The sequence below is a fragment of the Parabacteroides sp. AM58-2XD genome (assembly GCF_003463685.1).
Lineage (GTDB): Bacteria > Bacteroidota > Bacteroidia > Bacteroidales > Tannerellaceae > Parabacteroides > Parabacteroides segnis.
Genome location: NZ_QSDP01000027.1, coordinates 1 through 13,975 on the forward strand (window position 1 = coordinate 1; position 13,975 = coordinate 13,975).

Sequence of the window (13,975 nt, forward strand, 5' to 3'; positions counted from 1 at the left end):
TTACTTATGTTAATTTCTGATAAATTATTACCTTCACAATATAATAATGCCAAAGATGTAAAATACTGAATGCCTTCTAAAGAATAAATATTTTTATTTTCACAATGTATAACACCTGTACTACTTGCTTCTTTTTCTGATATTTCACCATCTTTATCGTAATCGAAATTCTCAACTAAACACGCTTTAAAATTAGCATCCGGTATATTTACAATCACAACATCTTTCCCCTCTTGCAAAACTGTAACCGTCCTTGATAGATTACCAGTCGTAATTGTCACAGTCGCCGTTCTTGATTGTGACGATGTATTGGCAGAAACAGAACAAGTAATCGTTTTATCTCCATTTCCAGATGTAACCGAAGGTGTACACCAAGTTTGATTGGAGGCTATTGTCCAATTTGAGTTGCTTGTGATATCAAAGCTTGATGTCTGTTCGCTTGCTGTCACCGATATAGATCCCGGAGAAACGGATAGATTAGGAAGCACTTCGGTTTTTCCTTCCTGAGTCACTACAATTTGGATAGAGGATGAACTCGTATTTATAGTGATAATAGCAGTTCGTCTTTGTGTCGATGTATTTTCTGTAATTGAAAATGAGACCGTTTTATTGTTGGAACCTGATGTGGTAGCAACACTGCACCAGGATTTGTCAGACGAGATGTTCCAATTGGTATTACTGCTAATAGTAAATTCTCCTTGCCCTATTTCTGAACCAAAAAGAAAAGAATTTTTAGAAACAGCCAATGTTTGATTGGTTCCTGTTTGTGTCACTGTTATTTGTTGAAGCAGTGTTCCGGCTTTTACTGAAATCATAGCCATCCTTTCTTGTGTAGATGTATTTTCTGAAACCACAAAAGAAACAGTTTGATTATTAGAACCAGCTGCAATGGAAGGGGTACACCAAGACTGATCGGAAGTGATAGTCCAATCGAGATTGCTTGTGATTGAGAAATTGTAGGTGTTTCTATCTGCATTGACAGAAAAAATATTTGTTGAAACAGACAATGTTGCAGACTTGCTCTGTTGGATGATCGTAATTTCTTGGGTCAAGGAGCCGGATTTGACTTTTACGACCGCTTTTCTTTCCAAGCCGGTTGTATTTTCCGAAACAGTGAAAGATAGAGTATTTTCACCATTTCCAGATGAAGAAGATAAAACACACCAAGATTGGTCGGAAGATGCCTCCCATGACAAATTCGTATAAATGACGAAATTATAAGATTTATTTTCCGGGCTGACCGAGAAATAATTGGAAGAAACCGCTAAGTTTTCATGACAACCTTTTTGATTGATTGTTATTTTCTGTTCTTTGTTTCCGGCAGTAACGGTTACTATAGCTTGTCTTGCGGATGTTGTTGTGTTTGCTTTCAACAGAATATTGATAGTGCTATTGGTCGTCCCTGTGTTTGGGGAAACTTCACACCAATTTTGGTTGGAGGATGCATGCCAATCTGTGTTACTGTTAATCTTTACACTGTATGTATTTTCCAGATCACCTGCTTCGATATTATTGATAGAAGTTGATAATTGTAGTTGCTCGGTCGTAAATGACTTCGTTATCCCATAAATACTGTTCGATTTTCCGGATGCGTAAGCTTTATAAAAGTATTTGGTCCCATCAGATAAGTTAGATAACTGGAAATTAAAATGAGTTCCAGTAATTGTTTGAGTGGAACTTTTGTTTACCGTATTGGAATTGAATAAAGAATCTGTACTGCAAAAAACACCTATTTCATTAATAAGATCATTTTTATCCATACCGACTTGGATGGAAGCACTATTAGTCGTAATATTAGTTGCGTCACCGGTTGAGACTGCTATTTGTACCGGTTGAAGTTCTTTTTCACAACCCAATAAAAATAGTACACTGAATATGTATAGAATCTGTTTCATCTTGTTGAACTTTTAAAATATGACACCTACTGAAATATTTCCTTCTCCGTTTTTATGTCCTTGTCCAATCAGGCAGTTAAATCCGCCACCCAGAGTGAACATTTTTATTTTAAACAATACTCCTATTTCCGGATCGATACCGGAATACGTTCCACTTGCGATTTCAATCTGTTCGCTATTGACCGTTTCCCATTGCAACCATTTGTTACCATATCCAATTCCGGCATACATACAAATGTTTGGATGAAGTTGCCCAACCGTTCCGGCATATACGGAAAAGCGTCCTTTTTTCGAATTGCCGTTAAAGAAGGCATCTTCCACATCTCCTTTTGTTGCATTTTTATCTTTGCTTCCAAACGAAGACTTAATCTTGACATAGCCACCCCATTTTTTCATATATCCGGCCATAAATGAATAAGATAATGTATTACCAAAAGAACATCCTGGCAGGATCATAAAATGACCTGCGGATTGTTGCTTTTCCACCTGTTGTGTTGGTTTAGGTACAGCGTTTTCAAGAGGTTCTTTCTCCTTTTGAGGAACTGTCGAAATCGAAGTTGTATGAAGAATGATTTTGAAAATGAAATTTCCCATTAGCACATTATCTTTCAAACAGTTCCAATAAATGTTTTTTTCTCCGCTTGCCTGGTCGGAGATATCCCCCTGTATGGTCTTGCAATCATTCCAGGTAAGCCCGTTGTTTTCGGAATATTGCAATTGCAAAGAGCAGAGAACATCAGTTTCTAACGTACAACTAACTTGAATTGTGTCATTGTTAGCTGTAGCCGTAAGATTCGTTACCTGTTGTGCATTTATCACAGATAGAAAAAACAAATTAGATAGTAGAATAAAGATAAAGCGCTTCATGATTCTTTTTAATTGTTAGAAAAAATGATTTGTCCGGAATAAGATTGTTCGTCAACTTTCAGATCCCAGGTTATATATGGATAAAAAGCAAATGCCTCGGTAGATAAAGAATATTCCAATCCATTTCCTTTGACATCTAACAAGATAGTATCTTTGTATTGTGCTTTTAATTGATACATGCATGGAGAATCCCATTTGAACAAGACCGGTTGGCAAAAGGGTATACAAATCGAATCTTGGTCAGGATATAATAATTTGACAAAGGCATGATTACCGGATGCACGATTCCGATATTCGATGGAAGTCGGATATAATACTTCATCTGTTTTCTGTTGTCTTGTATGCCAAAAAGCAGAAATACTGATCACAAATAAAATACAAGCTGCAACTGATGACCAGCGCCACATTTGTATTTTCTTCCTTCTGGAAGTAGAATCCGGTATATCCTGTAAATCGTTTTCTTCTACAATTGTTGCTACAACCCGAATTTTAGTCAGATAATCCCGACATGATTCACATTGTGTCAGATGCTCTTGAAAATGTGTTTCTTCTTCTTGCTCCATTTGGTTCAAGAGGTACCGTTCTACTTGCATTTTGTTGCATATATTTTGGTTATCCATGATATGTTTTTTCTCTATTATCTGATCCTGAAATCAAATGTGACATTTTTCTTGTTCTTTTTTTATGTTAATAAAACGTTCTTGTAATGTTTTCCTGACCCGTTCGTATTCTTTTCTTGTTTTCGTTACTGTCTTGACAAAATTAGAAGACCCAGGAAGAAGATTATACTTGGCTTCTACTATGTGGTTATAACTTTGCCCTTCTATAACTTTTCGTAATAAAATATCCACTTTATCTTCTATTCCTTGCGTTAGTTTTTTATAAAGAGGATGTTCTGAATTCAATAGTATGATTGATATTGCGTAAGCGACTTCATAGGAATTGTGAATGTCTATGTCCAGCCATGAACTTTCGAGATTATCCGATTGCTCGTCTTCTTCTAATTCCAAATAAGGATAAAGCTCTATCGATTCTTCTTTAGACGTATATTTAAGTCGTTGATTTTGTAGGCGGTAATTGCATATTTGGACAACATAATTTCTAAAATCAGTTCCGCTTTTGAAGAAAAGAGTATTGTCTGTCTGCAATTTGTTTTGCAAAATCTCATATGTGTCGCTCCAAGCCGCATCTTTGATCAAATCGGTTTGTTCTTTGGGCAACGAAACAAACAGAAGATGCCGAGCTGCTATTTCGATGATTTCTTTTACATAAGAACAAGTGACACTCCAAAAAGAAGATATATTTTTTCTCAGGTACTGCAAATATTGTTGAATGGATAGAGGATATTGGTTATCAATATATTCTTGAAAAAACTCATTGACAAATGTCGGAGTATTGAATATTCGGGAACATGAACAAAATAGTGCATAATATTCTTCAAATACATCCAACGGAAAAAAATAACCGATAGATATTTTATTATATGCCAGTTCTTTGTCCAATAGTGCCTGCATTTTATCTTTCTTACGTTTTAAATACATATTGGAGAAATAAAACAAATGCATCTTTAGCTTGATGTTTGAAGTTTTCTGTGTAGCTATAAAATTGGAATATCCAACAACTTTAGTATAAAAATAATCCAAGAAACCGGTTTTCGTAAAGCAAGACTCATTATATTGAAACAACATAGTGTCAACAGCCTTCTCGAAATTATCAATGACACCAAGATACGTCAACCGGTGTCTTTCCTCTTCTTTCTGTAATATTTCTCTTTTCAGAAACAGTTGGTCGTTTATCATAATTTATTTAATGTTATCAAAGAAAAAACGTGGCACTGTTGCTACTATGTCTGTGAGGCTCTGGTAAGCCCTGACTACATTAATAAGCAACAGCCCACGTAAATAACATAAGAACCATTAGCCTTATCCTGTAGTCACAAAATTTACCAGATTTCACAGACCGGAATAAAAGGAAATGTCTCTTACAATATCTTTGCTATTTTATCATTGGATAGATCTACTCTAATCCTTTGCAAAATTAGGAATTTTCCTCCAGACTATATTTAAATTTATCACAATAATAAAAAACAACCATCATAAAACCGGAACCATCCACTTCCCTTTCCGGCTTCTTTTCAGTTTTTCCATACTATCTTGACGTCTTTGCACAATAGAATGCAAGGATTTGCATTAGTTAATGCAAACATTTGCACCACTGAATGCAATAGTTTGCACTACCGAATGCAATTGTATAAGCAGTTGGATGCAAAACAGATTACAGTTTATTCCATTCATAATGCCATTCGTAACGATCGAACTCAATAGGCTCTTCCAGTCCACATCGTATCAAGATCTCAATGACTTTCTTCTGCATATGCGGATAGAGAGGCTTATCCCCACGCAACAGATAATAATAGTCGCGCTGACACACTATGCCGCACATAAAGGAACGTACCATGCGAACTTTCCCTGACTCCACTTTCGCCAATGCTCGTTTGAATCCGTAAGCCACTCGCACCTTCTCCGCCTTGCGAAAGAAACGGCAAGACGAAGCACCCATGGAATCAACCAACAGCGGATTTATAACAGACACAACAACCATCTTCTCTGTCAGGTCGCGGGCAGCCAATCCTCTAAGGCATTCGCCAGCCGAAGCACAGTCTGCGTTCAGACAAAAACTGAAATCACCGGGTGCGTTTTCACAAAAGTTATATTTATCGTCGTACATATTGCTATATTTAAAATAGTTCTTACACATTTTTACTTCTCAAAGCCAATCCGCCACCTACACAAACGCCCCCGCCCACAAGCAGAATACTCCACAGCCATTTCTCACAAACCGGAAACCGGACCTCCCGGGGCCGTTCCGGATGATAAAGGATCCGGACTTCATCTCCCTTCCCCCACAAAGGAAGAATAGGTTCTTTCAAAACACTCAACTCACCATACCGATGAGTATCATATCTCAACAATATCTCACATTTGGTCAACACTTTCCGGTGCCTGTGCACCCTTTTATAATCCACACGCTTAACAATACCGACCGTCGATTCATACTCCTTTTCAGCCTGCCGGATAGAGTATAGTCCGTATCCTCCTCCCAACAGTAATGCCATGCCTATCAACAAAATAGCCATTACTAAATATTTGATTTCCTTTCCCATCTCACTACTGTATTCAAAACAAAATCTCCCAAATACAAAAAGCGGAACATCTTTTCAGACATTCCGCTTTCCCTATTCTTTATTGAACAAAAACGATTATGCTTCTGCTACAATCTCTTTAATAGAAACGAAAGAACGGTTTTCTTTACCTCTACGGAAAGTAACAACACCATCTTTCAAAGCGTACAACGTATGATCTTTACCGATACCAACGTTTTCACCCGGATGATGAACTGTACCTCTCTGGCGAACCAAAATGTTACCAGCTTTAGCAACTTCACCACCAAAAAGCTTAACACCTAATCTTTTACTTTGTGATTCACGGCCGTTCTTAGAACTACCCACACCTTTCTTATGTGCCATTTCTTCTTTTCTCCTTTAAACGTTAAGCAACAATTTCTTTAATACTCACTTCAGTGAACTGCTGACGGTGACCGTTCAGTTTACGATAACCTTTTCTTCTCTTCTTGTGGAAGATCAGCACTTTATCACCTTTTACCAGCGGAGACAGTACTTCACATACTACCTTTGCGCCTTCTACTGTAGGAACACCTACTTTTACATCACCATTGTTGTCAACCAACAATACTTTGTCAAACTCAACAACAGCACCGCTTTCTGCGTTTTGAATGTGATGAACGAACAATTTCTTACCTTCTTCAGCTTTGAACTGTTGTCCGTTAATTTCTACGATTACGTACATCTGTCTTTTTATATTTAAACAGGTTATGTCCCGGGGGTGGATACATATTCCATATCACTTGTTTACCCTCTGCGGAATTTCAGACTGCAAAAGTACTGTTTCCGAATATATTATGCAAGAATTGTCGTAATTTTTTTATTTAAAACTTTTTCAATTCCTGATACAGCCGTTGCACCGGCAACCCCATTACATTATAGAATGAGCCGTTGATAGCTTCTACCCCGACGTAACCGATCCATTCCTGTATCCCGTAACTGCCGGCTTTATCATAAGGACGGTATTTATCTACATAATATATAATGTCATCCTTTTCCAATTTGGAAAAGGCGACTGCCGAAGAAACAGAAAAAGAAACCGTTTTCTGTTTTGTTGTCAGGCAAACGCCGGTGATGACTTCATGTACATGGCCCGACAGGTGGCAAAGCATCTCGATTGCTTCCTCACGGTCGACCGGTTTGCCCAGGATACGATCCGGTTGCCCATAAGTGACAACAATCGTGTCAGCCGTAATGAGCAATTCGTTATCCGTCATTTTTTCCAGATACGCTTCTGCCTTTTTACGGGCGATATAAGCAGGTATCTCGTCTGCCATCAAGTCATCAGGATATGATTCGTCGATGCCGGGAATTACTTCAACCTCGAATTTGAGGTCAAGTCCGGCCAATAATTCTTTTCGCCGGGGTGAGTTAGATCCCAGCACGATTCGGTAATGTTGTAGGTTAGCTAGCATAATTCTTCATTGTTTATTACCATCCGAACGCTTCTGCGCTCATCCAATGGCCTTGTGCTTTCATTGTTTGTTCTATCACATCACGGGCAACACCCTCGCCCCCTTTGCATAAGGATATATATTTCGCTATTTGCTTGATTTCCGGGGCTGCATCCGCCGGAGCAACCGGCAAGCCTACCCGCTTCATCACATCATAGTCGGGGATATCGTCTCCGGCATACATCACTTCTTCAGGTGTCAATCCCGTCTTTTGCAGGAAATCATTGAAATCGTGTATCTTTACGGCACTCCGCATATATATATGTTCGATACCCAAGCGGGAAAAACGGATTTGCACAGCCTCCGTATAGCCACCGGTAATAATCCCGACCTGGTAACCTTTCTTTACAGCCAGTTGCAAGGCATAACCGTCTTTGATGTTGACTGTACGCATCGGATCGCCGTTGGGATGAAGTGATACCACATCACACGACAGCACGCCGTCTACGTCAAACACAAATGCTTTTATCTTTGTCAGGTCATAATTGATACTACTCATTTTGGGCCTCCTTATGTATACTTTGGCTGAGAAGCCGGTAGATCGCTTGCATATCCGGATCGTCCAGCATAGCCAGGTGTTTATTGATCACATTTTCATCATACCGGATTGCCGGCCCGGTCTGAGCCACAGCCGGCGGCATGGAATGTATTTTCGATACTGTCTCATCAATAAGCGGCAAAAGGACATCTGCCGGAATGGATTCGTTTTCCAGTAACTTATAAGATAATGTATAAATATGATTGGTAAAATTACAGGCAAAGACAGCCGCCAGATGCAAACTCCGGCGTTTTTCCGAAGACATGAAACGAACATTCTCAGAAAGGGCGCTGGCTATATTCTTCAGATAATCCGCATTCTTATCCGTGTTTGCTTCCAGAAAAATGGGAATCACATCAAAATTCACATTCCTCCCCTTACTGAATGTCTGCAAAGGATAAAGAACTCCGAAACGTTGGGCATATCCTTCAAATACGCTCATCGGCATACTTCCTGCCGTATGGACCCACATACCGTTATTCGGTTTGACCTTCGATATTACATCCGATAAGACAGTATCCTTCAATGAAAAGACATACAGATCGCCATCTTCCTGCAAAGCGGATAAATCATTCGTCCACGGACACCCCAGTCGTGTTGCCAACTGACGGGCACTCGCCTCTGTATGGCTGTACACCTGACCAATCTGCATACCAACCCGTTGCATGGCGAGCGACAAACGTGTCGCCAGATTTCCGGCTCCGATAAAAACTATTTTCATGCTTCCTTATTTTCTTCCGGCATTTTATAAGTGCCAGGTGAATCTTTTCCCATTGCAAATGAGCTTCATCAAACGGTTTGCGTTCCTGGTCCTTATAACCGAAACCGATAATCGAGAGCACCTCCAGCTGATAAGGAATATCCAGCAGGTTACGGACATACACATTGGCATCCGCATCATCTTCCGTCTGCCGGTTACGTATCTGACACCAACAGCTGCCCAGCCCCAGATCTTCCGCCTGAAGTTGCATATAGATAGAAGCGATCGAGGCGTCTTCTACCCAGACATCACTATCCATTACATTCGCCATTACCACAACAGCCAGTGCACAACTTTCAAGAAACGAAGCTCCGGCCGGCTTACAACCAGCCAGTTTTTTCAACATTTCCTTATCTTCCACCACAACGAACTGCCAAGGATTTTTACGCTTGGAAGCGGGTGCCATCAATGCAGCCTTTAAAATCATTTCGACTTGTTCAGGTGAAAGCAACTGGTCGGTAAACTTACGCGTGCTTCTTCTATTCTTTATCAGTGTTGCAAAACTCTCCATTTTTATCTTATTTTGTAGCTGTTAATTAATCATCTTCATTCTGTGAGGAAGATATTTCTGAACAGGACAAAGATAAAGATTTTTTACACGCTGAATATACGCTTCCTTCATTTTTCGCGTTAGTAAAGCTATAACATTATTAATTATGAAGATTCGTGCGATAGCTGCACTGCTATTTATATTAGTTTCAATCAGCGCTTTTGGACAAAAGCATGTTAAAATCACGGGATATGTTCGGGATGCCGACGGTAGTCCGCTCGAACTTGTGCTTGTTCAGATAAAGAATACGCTGAACGGGGCAATGACCAATGAAAAGGGTTACTATTCGATCACCACGTCGCCGGGCGATTCCGTAGCGGTTATTTTTTCTTGCCTGGGATATAACAAGGCAGAACGTATTCTACCTAGCCTGCAACAGGACATGCGGCTGAATGTACAGATGAACTACACCAGTATTGAACTTGGGGAAGTAATGGCAACAGCCATCCGCAAACAAACCGGAACATTACAAACACTGGACGCCGACCGTGTCAAGCTCCTCCCCGACCCTGCCGGCGGAAGCATTGAAAGCCTCGTGGTCACTTTTGCCGGAGTTTCATCCAGCAACGAATTAAGTTCCCAGTATTCGGTTCGCGGCGGTAGTTACGATGAGAACATAGTATATGTAAACGGCCTGGAAGTATTCCGTCCGTTACTGATCCGTTCCGGCCAGCAGGAAGGTCTGAGCTTTATCAATCCCGACCTGACCGAAGCGGTCAACTTCGCAGCCGGAGGATTTGAAGCACGGTACGGAGATAAAATGAGTTCTGTTCTTGACATCACCTATAAAAAACCCAAGTTATTTGAAGGATCGGCCTCCGCCAGTTTACTGGGGGCAAACGCTTATGTAGGCAGTTCCATCGGCAAGTTCACACAAATAACCGGTGTTCGTTATAAGACAGGACGTTCGCTACTAAAAACAATGGATACAGACGCCGAATATCAACCGGATTTCGTCGATCTGCAATCATACATGACTTATCAGTTAGCTCCGAAATGGGAAGTAAACTTTCTGGGAAACCTGGCGTCCAACACATTCAAATTCACTCCGCATAAACGGGAGACAAACTTCGGTACGGTAGAAAACGCCCAACGGTTTGAAGTTTATTTCCCCAACAGCCGCGAGCGGGATAAGTTCCAGACAATCTTCGGCGCACTGACCTTGAAACACAATCCGAACGAGAAAACAGAACTAGGCCTTCAGGCATCCGCTTTCTCCAGCAAGGAAATAGAAACCTACGACATCACCGGTGAATACTGGCTGAGCGATGCTACAACAGAAAACGACAATAACCAGAATGCCCTTGAAATAGCTCGCTACCATGAGCATGCCCGCAACCGTTTAAGTTCAACCATCATGAATGTGGGACATTACGGCAGCAGCAAGATCAAAAACAACACGCTGAAATGGGGAACTACCGTACAGATGGAAAAGATAAACGACCGCATCAGCGAATGGGAAAAACGCGACTCGGCAGGTTATTCACTTCCTCAAACGGGGAACGGGGTAAACGTGATCTCCAATCTTTATTCGGACAATGATTTGTCGACTACTCGGGTATCGGGATATTTGCAGGACGTTTTCAAGTTCCGTACCAAGCAAGGTATGTTCACACTCATCGGCGGTATCCGCGGAAGTTACTGGAGTTATAACAAAGAATTCATTTTCAGCCCGCGTGTTTCTTTAGGTTTTATCCCTAATTTCGATCAGAATCTGACCTTCCGTGCAGCGACAGGTATCTATTACCAGTCACCGTTCTATAAAGAATTACGAACTACCGTGCAGGATGCCGCAGGCAATGATATTATTGAACTGAACAAAGATATCAAATCGCAACGTTCCATCCATTTCATTCTCGGTGGCGATTATACGTTCCGGGCAGCCGACCGCAACTTTAAAGTCAGCGCCGACCTCTATTACAAGAAACTGGACGACCTGATTCCTTACACCGTCGACAACGTAAAGATCCGGTACTACGGAGAGAACTGTGCCAAAGGCCATGCAATGGGTATCGATGTTAAATTCTTCGGTGAATTTGTACCCGGAACCGACTCATGGATCAGTTTCTCGTTTATGAAAGCAGAGCAAACAATCCGCGACATGGTAACCGTTCCCATGCCCAACAGCCAGGGATATAACGTATCATTATTCTTTCAGGATTATTTCCCCGGATACAAGCGTGTAAAACTCAATCTGAAAGGCGTCCTCTCCGGTGGACTTCCTTTTATTGCACCGCGCACAAAATACGAAGATGTGAAGAGTACTTTCCGCACGCCGGCCTACAAACGTGTCGACCTCGGCTTCTCTTACCAGCTGGCCGGAGGAACCGATGCGATCATGGACCGCGGCTTTTTCCGTCACCTGAAAAACATCTGGATCGGAGTGGACGTATTTAACCTGTTCGATATAAAAAATGTCAGTTCGTATTACTGGATCACCAACATCGACAACCAGCAATATGCTGTACCGAATTACCTGACAGGCCGACAACTCAATGCACGACTGATAGTCGATTTTTAGACAACGGTCAATCTTATAACCTATCAATGCGCCAATGGAATAGCTACCGTCTCGGTCGTTTTTCCGATTGGCGCATTATTTTATTGGCAAATTGACACATTATTACATTTAATAATTAATGAAATATTTCTTGATTCTTCAAAAAGAATGTACCTTTGCATCAAAAGCAAAAAGCATTTATCAATTATTAAATTCTTATTGACATGGAAATTACACATATTGAACATCTGGGTATTGCAGTAAAAAGCATCGAAGCTTGTCTGCCATATTATGAAGAAGTTTTAGGCATGAAATGCTACAACATCGAAGAAGTTGCTGACCAGAAAGTAAAGACTGCGTTCTTTAAAGTAGGCCAAACAAAAATCGAATTACTTGAACCGACCAGCGAAGACAGTACTATCGCCAAATTCATAGAAAAGAAAGGCGAAGGTATTCACCATATCGCATTTGCTGTACCTGATGTACAGGCAGCATTGGACGAAGCTGAATCAAAAGGTGTTAAACTGATCGACAAAGCTCCCCGCGGTGGTGCAGAAGGTCTGAACATTGCATTCCTTCACCCGAAATCAACATGCAGCGTATTGACAGAACTTTGCATGCCGGGTAAAAAATAACAAAAACACTTCATTTCTAACAACAAATCAGAAATACAATGAGTAACCAACTTGAAAAAGTAAAAGAGCTTATCGCTCTTCGCGAACAAGCCCGTTTAGGTGGTGGAGAAAAAAGAATCGAATCTCAGCACAAGAAAGGCAAGTACACAGCACGCGAACGTATCGCCATGTTGCTTGACGAAGGTAGTTTCGAGGAGTTTGATATGTTCGTTCAGCACCGTTGTACTAACTTCGGTATTGAAAAAACAAAATTCCTGGGTGATGGTATCGTAACCGGATATGGTACGATCGACGGCCGTCTGGTCTACATCTTCGCACAGGACTTCACCGTATTCGGAGGAGCTTTGTCAGAATCACTGGCCATGAAGATTTGTAAGGTAATGGATCAGGCCATGAAGATGGGTGCCCCTGTCATCGGCTTGAACGACTCAGGTGGAGCACGTATCCAGGAAGGCGTTAACGCCCTGGCAGGATATGCTGAAATCTTCCAGCGTAATATCCTTGCATCCGGTGTTGTACCTCAGATTTCAGGTATCTTCGGTCCGTGTGCAGGTGGCGCAGTTTATTCTCCGGCGCTGACTGACTTTAACATCATGACACGTGGTACCAGCTACATGTTCCTGACTGGTCCGAAAGTAGTAAAAACAGTTACCGGTGAAGACGTAACACAAGAACAACTGGGTGGTGCAAGCGTACACACAACAAAATCGGGTGTTGCCCACTTCGCTGTCGACACAGAAGAAGAAGGTCTGCAACTGATCCGCAAATTGCTCAGCTTCCTTCCGCAGAATAACCTGGAAGAAACTCCGCTGATCGAATGCAAAGACCCGATCGACCGTTTGGACGATGTATTGAACGACATCATTCCTGACAACGCTAACCAGTCATATGACATGTATGAAGTAATCGGCACAATCGTTGACAACAACGAATTCCTGGAAGTACATGCTGATTATGCTAAAAATATTATTGTTGGTTTCGCACGTTTCAACGGCCAGTCTGTTGGTATCGTAGCTAACCAGCCGAAAGTTATGGCAGGCTGTCTGGACAGCAACGCTTCCCGTAAGGCAGGCCGCTTTGTCCGCTTCTGCGATGCTTTCAACATTCCTTTGGTAACATTGGTAGACGTACCGGGATTCCTTCCGGGAACAGGCCAAGAATACAATGGTGTAATCCTTCACGGAGCCAAATTGCTTTACGCTTACGGCGAAGCAACTGTGCCTAAAATCACTGTTACACTGCGTAAATCTTACGGTGGTGCTTACTGCGTAATGAGTTCTAAACACCTGCGTGGCGATATGAACTACGCATGGCCGACAGCAGAAATCGCAGTTATGGGCCCAAGCGGTGCTGTAGAAGTTATCTTCGCAAAAGAAGTTGCCGCATCCGAAGATCCTGCAAAAGCAACAGCCGAAAAAGAAGCAGAATACAAGAAGGCATTCGCAAACCCGTACAACGCAGCTCAATACGGTTATATCGACGATGTGATCGAACCGCGTAATACCCGTTTCCGTATCATTCGTGCTTTACAACAATTGCAGACCAAGAAGCTGTCGAACCCGGCTAAGAAACACGACAATCTTCCTCTGTAATTC

The 13,975-nt window shown here is 41.5% G+C and carries 14 protein-coding genes and 1 pseudogene; 3 read left to right on the forward strand and 12 right to left on the reverse strand.

Going from position 1 to position 13,975, the window contains the following annotated elements; all coding sequences use genetic code 11:
• The 12 genes and pseudogenes from DXA15_RS08575 to DXA15_RS08630 form a co-directional block, all read right to left on the reverse strand.
• Positions 1-1,895, reverse strand: a 1,895-nt coding sequence (locus DXA15_RS08575) for a BACON domain-containing protein (protein WP_147349093.1), incomplete at its 3' end; no start/stop codon positions are given.
• Positions 1,896-1,907: 12 nt separating this feature from the next.
• Positions 1,908-2,714 (reverse strand): hypothetical protein, encoded by an 807-nt coding sequence (locus DXA15_RS08580; RefSeq protein WP_147349094.1) that lies wholly within the window; start codon positions 2,712-2,714, stop codon positions 1,908-1,910.
• Positions 2,715-2,770: 56 nt separating this feature from the next.
• Positions 2,771-3,325 (reverse strand): hypothetical protein, encoded by a 555-nt coding sequence (locus DXA15_RS08585; RefSeq protein ID WP_147349095.1) that lies wholly within the window; start codon positions 3,323-3,325, stop codon positions 2,771-2,773.
• 90 nt (positions 3,326-3,415) lie between these two features.
• The gene (locus tag DXA15_RS08590; protein ID WP_128133768.1) at positions 3,416-4,561 is read right to left on the reverse strand and encodes a hypothetical protein; all 1,146 of its coding nucleotides are present in this window, start codon (positions 4,559-4,561) and stop codon (positions 3,416-3,418) included.
• 475 nt (positions 4,562-5,036) lie between these two features.
• Positions 5,037-5,489, reverse strand: coding sequence for a DUF6078 family protein (locus DXA15_RS08595; RefSeq protein WP_128133769.1), 453 nt, complete (start codon positions 5,487-5,489; stop codon positions 5,037-5,039).
• A 22-nt stretch (positions 5,490-5,511) separates the two neighbouring features.
• The gene (locus DXA15_RS08600; RefSeq protein WP_233567018.1) at positions 5,512-5,925 is read right to left on the reverse strand and encodes a DUF3592 domain-containing protein; all 414 of its coding nucleotides are present in this window, start codon (positions 5,923-5,925) and stop codon (positions 5,512-5,514) included.
• 96 nt (positions 5,926-6,021) lie between these two features.
• The gene (rpmA, locus tag DXA15_RS08605) at positions 6,022-6,288 is read right to left on the reverse strand and encodes a 50S ribosomal protein L27 (protein ID WP_128133770.1); all 267 of its coding nucleotides are present in this window, start codon (positions 6,286-6,288) and stop codon (positions 6,022-6,024) included.
• A gap of 22 nt (positions 6,289-6,310) precedes the next feature.
• Entirely contained in the window at positions 6,311-6,628 is a 318-nt protein-coding gene (gene rplU, locus DXA15_RS08610) for a 50S ribosomal protein L21 (RefSeq protein WP_128133771.1), read from the reverse strand.
• Positions 6,629-6,767: 139 nt separating this feature from the next.
• Positions 6,768-7,358 (reverse strand): Maf-like protein, encoded by a 591-nt coding sequence (locus DXA15_RS08615; protein WP_128133772.1) that lies wholly within the window; start codon positions 7,356-7,358, stop codon positions 6,768-6,770.
• A gap of 16 nt (positions 7,359-7,374) precedes the next feature.
• Complete coding sequence (locus DXA15_RS08620; protein WP_007657803.1) at positions 7,375-7,896, reverse strand: HAD family hydrolase; 522 nt, start codon at positions 7,894-7,896, stop codon at positions 7,375-7,377.
• Complete coding sequence (locus DXA15_RS08625) at positions 7,889-8,656, reverse strand: Rossmann-like and DUF2520 domain-containing protein (RefSeq protein ID WP_128133773.1); 768 nt, start codon at positions 8,654-8,656, stop codon at positions 7,889-7,891. The genes DXA15_RS08620 and DXA15_RS08625 overlap by 8 nt, the downstream gene beginning before the upstream one ends.
• Positions 8,653-9,206 (reverse strand): annotated as a pseudogene (locus tag DXA15_RS08630) (nitroreductase family protein). The gene DXA15_RS08625 and the pseudogene DXA15_RS08630 overlap by 4 nt, the downstream one beginning before the upstream one ends.
• Positions 9,207-9,351: 145 nt before the next feature.
• Here DXA15_RS08630 and DXA15_RS08635 point away from each other — a divergent pair.
• From DXA15_RS08635 to DXA15_RS08645, 3 genes are all read left to right on the forward strand, one after another.
• Positions 9,352-11,766, forward strand: a complete 2,415-nt coding sequence (locus DXA15_RS08635) for a TonB-dependent receptor (RefSeq protein WP_128133774.1) — start codon at positions 9,352-9,354, stop codon at positions 11,764-11,766.
• Between the two features lie 203 nt (positions 11,767-11,969).
• Complete coding sequence (mce, locus tag DXA15_RS08640; protein ID WP_128133775.1) at positions 11,970-12,380, forward strand: methylmalonyl-CoA epimerase; 411 nt, start codon at positions 11,970-11,972, stop codon at positions 12,378-12,380.
• A 38-nt stretch (positions 12,381-12,418) separates the two neighbouring features.
• Complete coding sequence (locus tag DXA15_RS08645) at positions 12,419-13,972, forward strand: acyl-CoA carboxylase subunit beta (protein ID WP_007657778.1); 1,554 nt, start codon at positions 12,419-12,421, stop codon at positions 13,970-13,972.
• Positions 13,973-13,975 lie beyond the last annotated feature (3 nt).

What these genes read in the sequence shown, in the direction of transcription:
- DXA15_RS08635 (WP_128133774.1), top strand. Translation starts at nt 9,352, where the DNA reads ATGAAGATTCGTGCGATAGCTGCACTGCTATTTATATTAGTTTCAATC.
- DXA15_RS08625 (WP_128133773.1), bottom strand. Translation starts at nt 8,656, where the DNA reads ATGAAAATAGTTTTTATCGGAGCCGGAAATCTGGCGACACGTTTGTCG.
- DXA15_RS08645 (WP_007657778.1), top strand. Translation starts at nt 12,419, where the DNA reads ATGAGTAACCAACTTGAAAAAGTAAAAGAGCTTATCGCTCTTCGCGAA.
- DXA15_RS08620 (WP_007657803.1), bottom strand. Translation starts at nt 7,896, where the DNA reads ATGAGTAGTATCAATTATGACCTGACAAAGATAAAAGCATTTGTGTTT.
- DXA15_RS08595 (WP_128133769.1), bottom strand. Translation starts at nt 5,489, where the DNA reads ATGTACGACGATAAATATAACTTTTGTGAAAACGCACCCGGTGATTTC.
- rplU (WP_128133771.1), bottom strand. Translation starts at nt 6,628, where the DNA reads ATGTACGTAATCGTAGAAATTAACGGACAACAGTTCAAAGCTGAAGAA.
- DXA15_RS08615 (WP_128133772.1), bottom strand. Translation starts at nt 7,358, where the DNA reads ATGCTAGCTAACCTACAACATTACCGAATCGTGCTGGGATCTAACTCA.
- rpmA (WP_128133770.1), bottom strand. Translation starts at nt 6,288, where the DNA reads ATGGCACATAAGAAAGGTGTGGGTAGTTCTAAGAACGGCCGTGAATCA.
- DXA15_RS08600 (WP_233567018.1), bottom strand. Translation starts at nt 5,925, where the DNA reads ATGGGAAAGGAAATCAAATATTTAGTAATGGCTATTTTGTTGATAGGC.
- DXA15_RS08590 (WP_128133768.1), bottom strand. Translation starts at nt 4,561, where the DNA reads ATGATAAACGACCAACTGTTTCTGAAAAGAGAAATATTACAGAAAGAA.
- mce (WP_128133775.1), top strand. Translation starts at nt 11,970, where the DNA reads ATGGAAATTACACATATTGAACATCTGGGTATTGCAGTAAAAAGCATC.
- DXA15_RS08585 (WP_147349095.1), bottom strand. Translation starts at nt 3,325, where the DNA reads ATGGAGCAAGAAGAAGAAACACATTTTCAAGAGCATCTGACACAATGT.